The 8,386-nt window shown below is 57.8% G+C and carries 5 protein-coding genes and 1 pseudogene; 4 read left to right on the plus strand and 2 right to left on the minus strand.

Annotated elements, in window-relative coordinates:
- Window positions 1-342: 342 nt before the first annotated feature.
- Window positions 343-3,939, minus strand: coding sequence for a Ti-type conjugative transfer relaxase TraA (traA, locus tag VQ830_RS24240; protein ID WP_337270734.1), 3,597 nt, complete (start codon window positions 3,937-3,939; stop codon window positions 343-345).
- 265 nt (window positions 3,940-4,204) lie between these two features.
- Here traA and VQ830_RS24245 point away from each other — a divergent pair.
- From VQ830_RS24245 to traG, 3 genes and pseudogenes are all read left to right on the plus strand, one after another.
- Window positions 4,205-4,330: pseudogene (locus VQ830_RS24245) on the plus strand (TraC family protein); the annotation flags it as partial.
- A 24-nt stretch (window positions 4,331-4,354) separates the two neighbouring features.
- Complete coding sequence (locus VQ830_RS24250; RefSeq protein WP_337270743.1) at window positions 4,355-4,582, plus strand: TraC family protein; 228 nt, start codon at window positions 4,355-4,357, stop codon at window positions 4,580-4,582.
- Window positions 4,572-6,476 (plus strand): Ti-type conjugative transfer system protein TraG, encoded by a 1,905-nt coding sequence (gene traG / locus VQ830_RS24255; RefSeq protein WP_337270735.1) that lies wholly within the window; start codon window positions 4,572-4,574, stop codon window positions 6,474-6,476. Before VQ830_RS24250 ends, traG begins: the two co-directional genes overlap by 11 nt.
- Window positions 6,477-6,718: 242 nt before the next feature.
- Here traG and VQ830_RS24260 read toward each other — a convergent pair whose 3' ends face one another.
- Window positions 6,719-7,672, minus strand: coding sequence for a hypothetical protein (locus VQ830_RS24260; RefSeq protein WP_337270736.1), 954 nt, complete (start codon window positions 7,670-7,672; stop codon window positions 6,719-6,721).
- Between the two features lie 167 nt (window positions 7,673-7,839).
- Between VQ830_RS24260 and VQ830_RS24265 the strand changes: the two genes are divergently transcribed.
- Window positions 7,840-8,386 (plus strand): contractile injection system protein, VgrG/Pvc8 family (locus VQ830_RS24265; protein ID WP_337270737.1); only part of this gene is annotated, 547 nt, incomplete at its 3' end.

Consider the following 8,386-nt stretch of genomic DNA (forward strand, 5'->3'; position numbering starts at 1 on the left):
CAGAAAGGCTGAAACACAGGCTTGAGGACATGTGTGGACGCCTCCGGGTGCGCAAGAAGAATCTTTGGGTGATGGCGTCAAAGTTTGGTGCGGACATGTGTTCGGCTTCTTTTGCGGCGAAGCACCGCCGCCAGCCGGTATGGATTACGCGAGCTCGGTCTACTTCAGGCTTATGTGCTGCCAGTAATTATCCTCTATCTGGTTCTCCGAGCCCCGTTCAAACTCTTCGGCCATGCGATCTTGAGACCTTCATTGGTGCGAGCGAGGCCACAGGCGACTGGGAGGATGAGGAGACCTGGTCGCCTTTGGCGCGCAACAGCATAACTGGAGGAGGTGTAGACATCATTTCAGCGACAACCTTTTCATCAGGGTCTGCCGCATGGTTTCCGCCTCTTTGAGTGCAACTGCTGTGCGCTCATGCGCCGCCAGGTGCTGAACAGTCCGGATCGTGTCCCACGCGGATCGCAGCTCGATCTTCTGGGCTTGCTGCATGCCTGCAGAAATTCGCTCAAAGGTTTTTCCGTCCGCTGTCTTTGCTGCGAGCGGTAGAAACGTTCTTTCGCCGAAGCGTTCCGATACGGCCTTGGCAAATCCTTCGAGCTCAGCCTTCACCATCTTGTCCGCTAACGCGAACTGCAGACCGGCGGAAAGATCGTTCCGATCGATGGCATCACGCACACGTTCGAGCACCTGCTTTGCCGATACGGAAAGAGCGGGAATATCGAGTGACAGCTTCCTACGCACCGCACGTTCCTCGTCCTCGTAGCGCGAGGCCATCTCCGCACGTTTTACAATGAAATCCTGCAGGTCGCGGGCAAGGGCTGGCGCGTTGACGAGGGCAGTATGGCGCGCCTGTTTCTCGGCGCTGCCGACAAACAGACCCGTCTTGCCCTTGAGTGCACCAAAACTCTCCGGCCGCTCTGCTATACGCGCAATTGTCGCTGCGGCAACCGTCGCATTCGTCAGCATGGCATCGACATCGACTGCCTTGAACGCTGCTTGTGGATCCGCAAAGACGTAGTGAAAGCGAGCGGAGATTTCCTGCCAGCTGGCCTTTAAGCCCGGGTCGGCCGAGAGCCTGTCTTCGACCGCCTGACCGATCGATCTGGGGAAGATCGTCGTGCCTGAGACCATCGGTTTTGTCTCTTTCAGAACAGATGCTGCCGATATATTCCTCTTTACGCTGCCAAGGCCGAGCTTTGCCGCAACGGCGAGGAGGCGCGCACCAAGCTCAGTGACTTTCGACGACTGGCGGATGGTCCATTGGAGCTTGTTCTGTGCGATGGTGCGGGCGACACTCAGCAGATGGAGACCGCGCACCTGCGCAAACCGGAGGGCGGCGCGATCGTGCGATGCTTCTTGATAATCGAGCGTCGTTTCCTTCGATCCGGGACGCGAGAGCCTCTCCTGGAGCCGAACCATTGCGAGCTCCTTCACGGGCACGACTTTCCAGGAAGTGCGATCGACCTCAGTGCCATCCGGCAGCGTGAGCCGCTCCGAACCGACCAGTTCGAGACCGATGCGATCACCGATCCGGACGCCCGATATATCGATCGCCCGCGCGAGGTCGACGCCCCAGACAGTTCGTTGCTGGCCATCGGAACAGCCGAGCGTCACGTAATAGCTTTTGCGGTTGCTGGCCTGATGCTCGTAAGGAGCCTCGCCATGGGCAATCAAAACACCGCTGTTGTGCTGCGCAAATTCTTCGAGCCCAACATAGAGCTTCGCTGTCTCGCGATGACGCGTCATGGCAACATAGGTGAGGTGCCGGTCGAGCGTGCTTGATGCCAACACCTTGACGCGGTCGACAGTGGCGCCCTGGCTTTTGTGCACCGTGGTGGCGTAGCCGTGATCCACGTTGTTGTAGAAGCGCTGCTCGACCACGACTTGGCTTCGGTCTTCTCCGTCACCAACCACAGCAATGATCTGCCCCGGTTGGGCAGCAATGACACGCGCCAACATACCGTTCTTGACGCCGAGCGATCCCTCATTCTTGAGGAAGACGATCCGGTCGCCAGCCGCAAAGTGCCTGACCCCGTTTTCTGTGCTGAACGTGTGACCGGGCTCAATCAGCCCTCGCTCGATGAGTTTGCTGCGCGCCATCTCATTCAACCGACGTGCATCGACGCGGCGATGCGCGAGGATCAGAGAGGTCTTCGTATGGTCGTATTCGCGGTCCCAGTCGGCGATCAAGGCTTTGAGTGCTTCGTCCTTGGTCCGACTGGTCCGCACCATATTGTGCAGGGCATAAGCATCGAGCGCAGCCGAGACATTTCCACGTGCCAAATCGAGCGATGCGTCCCGCATCCACTGTTCGCGCTGACGATAGATCGTCTGGAGTTCCGCATAGCCGATCCGCTCGGAAATGGCGCGGAAGGCAGCGCCGGCTTCGATCGGCTGCAACTGCTCGGGATCGCCAATCAGGACGAGCTTGGCGCCGGAGGAGCTTGCCGCTTCGACGAAGCGTGCCATCTGCCGGGACGACACCATCCCAGCCTCGTCCAGAACGAAGACGGTCTTCGCATCAAGCTGGTTGCGCTTCTGATCCCATCTCAGCTCCCAAGCCGATAGCGTGCGGGAGGCAATGCCAGCGTCCTTTTGCAAACCTTCTGCCGCCTTACCTGCCAACGCGCCCCCGACCACTCTATAGCCGGCCGCTTCCCAAGCTTCGCGCGCCGCCTTCATCATCGTTGTCTTGCCGGCACCGGCACGGCCGATCACAGCGGCAATTCGCTGCGAACCAGTGACATGTTCGATGGCGGTTTTTTGCTCGTCCGACAGGCGATCATTCCGGGAGATGACGCCGTGCAGGACCGCTGGCTTGACCGCATGGGAGGATTGCTGTGACAACCAGATCGCCCGATTGGCCATCTGCGCTTCAACGCGGATCAGCTCCCGGGTCGTGTACTTCGCCGGCGCCCTGACACCGGTGACGAGATCGATGCGCTCGCGGTCGAGCCGCATGGTTTCTGGGCTCTGCAGGATCCGCACCATCAGGCTCTTGAAGAGGCCCGCATCGTCGATATAGCGATGGAGGATTTTGGCGACGTCGCGTTCATCGAAAACGCTTTTCTCGCGGGTGATAAGATCCAGCACAATCTCCGGCTTTCGCTTGATCCGTCGGGCATTCTCGGAGCGCCTCTGTTCCTGCAGTTCCAGCCGCTCGAGCGCAACGTCCTGTTCTCGACCTGCTGATCTCTGGACTTCGACTTTCCTTTCGATCGCCTTCGTCCCGACGCCGAGATGGATGGTTGGCGTCAACTCGACCCCTTGCTTTTCGAAGGACCGCCCATCGATGCGAATGTCCAATCCTGCAATAGCGAGTTGCCGGTTCTGGCAGGCGAACCAACCGTCGCGAAAGCCGTTGAATTCTTCGGCGCCGCCGGCCCAGAGCTTGTAGACGATCTTGCCGGCGTCGTTGCGGACTGGATCGCCATCAGGTCCCAAAACAGCGACCTTCTTTGATCCGAAGCCGTCATTCGTCAGAGGCCGCAAAGTCGTCATCAAATGAACATGCGGATTGCCGGCAGCATCGTGATAAACCCAGTCGGCGACCATGCCCTTCGCAGTAACATGCTCCGCGACGAAGATCTGGACCAAGGCCACATTTTGCTCGTGGGACAGCTCACTCGGCAGGGCGATAGTCACATCCTTGGCGAGTTGCGCATCGCTCCGCTTTTCAAAGTCTTCGACCTTGTTCCAAAAAGCTTCCGAGGCGCCGGAGATCGAACGATCCGCGATCATTTCTTTCAGCCATTCTGGTGCATCTTGGGGAATGACGAACTCTTCATGGAGCAGCCCTTGCTTGCGGCTATAGTCGATGGTCCGGGCTTCCCGCTCGAATTCCATTTTGGCGCAATGCCGGTAGGCCGCTGACAGCACGGCACTGCGGCCGGAACCGCGAGTAACGATACTCACCGAGAAATGTGGGACGGGCACGAGACCGAGCTCCTGAGATCGAATGGAACCAATCTGATCGTCCGGAGCGGAGAGCCGAATTCAATTCATTAGCAAAGCCCTTGAGCAAAGGGTCGCGTCAGCGACGTATAATTGCGCCCTTCGGATCCGCTCCTTTCGAACGGCCGGGATCATTCACCGAATGCTTGCTGTGTGGCGAGGTGCAGATCTGCAGCTCGCCACTAGGGAAAACGTTGAGCCACGGTTCGCTCTTCATCGAACGATCAGCACCCGGAAAGACACGCCCATGAAGAAGCCACCCGCCAAAATCCGGGAAGAGATCGCTCGCCTGGAGGCGAAGCTGAAGGAGGTGGAGACACGCGACGCCGAACGCATCGGTCGGATTGCAATACGGGTAGGGCTGGGGGAGATCGAGATTGAGGATGTCAGATNGCCCATGAAGAAGCCACCCGCCAAAATCCGGGAAGAGATCGCTCGCCTGGAGGCGAAGCTGAAGGAGGTGGAGACACGCGACGCCGAACGCATCGGTCGGATTGCAATACGGGTAGGGCTGGGGGAGATCGAGATTGAGGATGTCAGATTTCTGTCCGGATTCGAAGATGTCGTCGGTCGGTTTGGCAGCCTGTGTGAACGCGGTGCGAAGGGATTTGCCGATGACGCCTAAGAGGATCTTGATTGCCGTCATTCCACCGGTGGCCATGCTGGCGATCGCGCTCGGCCTTCTTGGCATCGAACGGGGGCTCTCCGCATTCGGAACAACGGATGAAGCAAGACTGATGCTCGGGCGGATCGGGCTTGCGCTGCCCTTCGCTTTGGCCGGGGCAGGTGGGCTCATCTTTCTGTTCGGGACCAGAGGATCGGCCAACGTCAAAACGGCTGGCTGGGGCGTTACCGCGGGTGGTCTGGGTGTCATCGCCGTCGCAGCCTTCAGAGAAGCGGCACGGCTGATGGCCTTTGCTGATGAGGTGCCGACGGGAAGAACGCTTCTGTCCTACACCGACCCTTCTACCAGCATGGGGGCGGGCGTGACACTGCTGGCAACATTCTTCGCGCTGCGCGTTGCGAAGATGGGAAACGCTGCATTTTCGCGGAGCGAGCCGAGGCGTATCCAGGGTAAACGAGCCCTGCACGGCGAAGCCAACTGGATGACAATGCAAGAGGCCGAGAAGATTTTTCCCGAAGCAGGCGGTATTGTTGTCGGCGAGCGATACCGTGTCGATCGCGACGATCCCGCGGCAACATCGTTTCGTCCGGACGAGCCGATAAGCTGGGGAAAAGGAGGCTCTGCACCACTTCTTTGCTTCGACGGGTCATTCGGCTCATCGCATGGAATTGTGTTTGCCGGCTCTGGTGGCTTCAAAACGACATCTGTCACGATACCAACTGCATTGAAGTGGGGCGGCACGCTCATCGTGCTTGACCCCTCCAACGAAGTTGCGCCAATGGTTATGGAGCATCGTCGCAAGGCCGGCCGGCGGGTCATTGTTCTTGACCCGAGAAATACAGGTTCCGGCTTCAATGCCCTCGACTGGATTGGTCATTATGGCGGCACCAAGGAAGAAGACATAGCGGCGGTCGCATCATGGATCATGAGCGACAGCGATCGCGCGATCGGCCTACGCGATGACTTCTTTCGGTCGTCCGCTCTGCAGCTTCTGACAGCGATGATCGCCGATGTTTGTTTGTCTGGCCATACAGAGGCAAAGCACCAGACATTGCGCCAGGTCCGGGCTAATCTGTCGGAGCCGGAGCCGAAGCTTCGCGCGCGCCTCCAGGAGATCTACGACAACTGCGCCTCCAATTTTGTGAAGGAGAATGTTGCCGCCTTCGTCAACATGACTCCGGAGACTTTCTCTGGCGTCTACGCCAATGCGATCAAGGAAACGCATTGGCTGAGCTATGCAAACTACGCCGCGCTCGTGTCGGGCTCGAGTTTCTCCACCGATGCATTGGCGGATGGCAAGACCGACGTGTTCATCAACATCGACCTCAAGACGCTGGAAACACATGCTGGCCTAGCACGCGTCATCATCGGCTCTTTCCTCAACGCGATCTACAATCGCGATGGTGCGATCAAGGGGAGGGCGATGTTTCTTCTCGATGAGGTCGCACGGCTCGGTTACATGCGAATGCTGGAAACGGCCCGCGACGCCGGACGGAAATACGGCATTACGCTCACAATGATCTACCAGTCTATCGGCCAGTTGCGGGAAACCTATGGCGGTCACGATGCGTCCAGCAAATGGTTCGAGAGCGCCAGCTGGATCTCCTTTGCTGCGATCAACGATCCGGAAACTGCCGACTACATCTCGCGCCGATGTGGCACAACGACTGTCGAAATCGACCAGGTCAGCCGGAATGTTCAATCGCGGGGATCATCCACGACTCGCTCAAAGCAGCTTGCCTCCAGACCGCTGATCCAGCCGCATGAAGTTCTTCGTATGCGCGCTGACGAGCAAATCGCCTTTACAGCGGGCAATCCGCCATTGCGATGTGGCCGCGCCATCTGGTTCCGTCGTTCTGACATGACGTCATGTGTAGCAAGGAACAGATTTTAACTGTGCGACAGGCATCGTCGATTTAACGAAGCCTGGAACTGGATTCGGGATGCTCGGTCATGACAGACCGAGATCCTCTTTATCGCGGCCATCGTCTTCCACCCGAGACGGTATCAACAAACTTCCCCAAGATCACTTCGCCCTGAAAACAGGCCACCGGACATCGCTCATCCGCAATCTCGGAGAAATCGAAGGAACTCTGCTCGGCATCGACGGAATTTCTCGAAAAAGTTGTTGAACCTTCAGCTTGGAAGGCACAGCAATACGTTAAATCCAGCATTCGGATCGAACTGGTCTGGCGCAAGCAGAGATGATCCGTGCTCTGCCATGAACCAGCTTGCCGTGGCGTGATCATGCACAAGAGCGATTTCCGCCTCGATGTTTTCTGTTGCCGCTTTGATGATCTGCGCCTTCGTCATTGAAGATGTGTTCACCTGCAGCATTCTGCGTTTTGCAGGTTGCCCTGCATCGGAGACGGCGATCGTCAGCTTGTTCTTCGCATAGCTTTTGACACGCACCCGAAGACGTTTTGGACGCATGGCGTCGAATCTTTTATCGATGTTTTTCAAAAGAGTATCGATCTCTTCCTCGGGCATCGTTACGGCGGGCATGACATCGCTGACGGGCTCGAGCTGATCGGCGAAATGCTCTCTGTTGACCTCTTCGGCATGCTGGGCATAGGCGAGATGCTTGACCGGCAGATCCTTGAGCCATTTGCGCCTTTGCGTAATGGCCATCGACTTGGCAGCCTCTTCACCGAACCTCGAAACGGAAAAGTTCTCGCGCTTTTGTCCTTCCTTCGTCATGAGCGTCGCCTGCCAGGCGCTGCCTTGGCTTGTCTCGATGCGACGCACGCCCGAAATCCCGCTGGTGTTGGTTTTGCGCAACCGCACAGCCTGTTCATGATTGGTGGGAGGAGGGACAGCGGAGATCACCGCATCCCGATAGGCTTTGGCCTGAGCAAAGCTGGCCTCCGGCGATCCATAGATGCTGTCTTTGAAAAGCCGGACGATCCTCCTGCCGCGTCGTCTTAGTCTCACCCACCATCCTGCACCGTGCCGCTTGTTCGCTTCTTCGCGCTCAAGGGCGTAGCGATCTGCCTCATGATGAACAGAGCGAGGACCGGCTCTTTGTCGTCCCCCATTGATGTCGTTGAGGGCCATCAACGCCGACCCGATCGTCGGGAGCAACGGCAAGATTCATTCTGCATTTGCATTCGCTGAGTGACCCCCGGATTTTGCAACACTTAACGGAACCTCTTGATCTTGTCGATTATGACGTTATTTTGCCACAAACTTTGATTGCATTTCGGCAATAATTTGACCAGCGACGATGTATTTACAATTCAACGTTGAGGTTCATCATGGACGAGATTTTATCGCCCGCTGATTTCATCCAGGCGAGCCGTGTTCTGAAGGTAAAGTCGCCGCTGGGGGAAGACCAGCTTTTGCCGGAGCGCGTGATTGTCGATGAGGGCGTCTCGCAGCTCTTTGAGATCAGACTGTTCGTCCGCGCCAAGAAGGAGGCGGTCAAGCCGCAGGAACTGATCGGCCGGCTGGCAGATGTCTCCGTCGAGGTGCAGCAGGGCGAGGACGAAAGCGGCGGCGTGCGCCGTCCCTTCAATGGCCTTGTGACCGAGCTGAATGAAGGACCGCCCATCACCCGCGGGTTGCGCTCCTACTCGCTGGTGCTGCGCCCGCAGATGTGGCTGTTGTCCCGCCGTTCCGACTGCCGCATCTGGATGGACAAGACTTCGGTCGATGTGGTGCACACACTGTTTGCCGAACACGGCATCCCAGCCCCCGATGTCTCCGGCATCATCAGTCCTCCGCCACCTCAGCACTATAGCGTGCAATGGAATGAAGATGATTTATCCTATCTTCTCAGGAGGTTCGAGGAAGATGGGCTGT

This window comes from Oryzifoliimicrobium ureilyticum (assembly GCF_037199735.1).
GTDB lineage: Bacteria > Pseudomonadota > Alphaproteobacteria > Rhizobiales > Rhizobiaceae > Rhizobium > Rhizobium ureilyticus.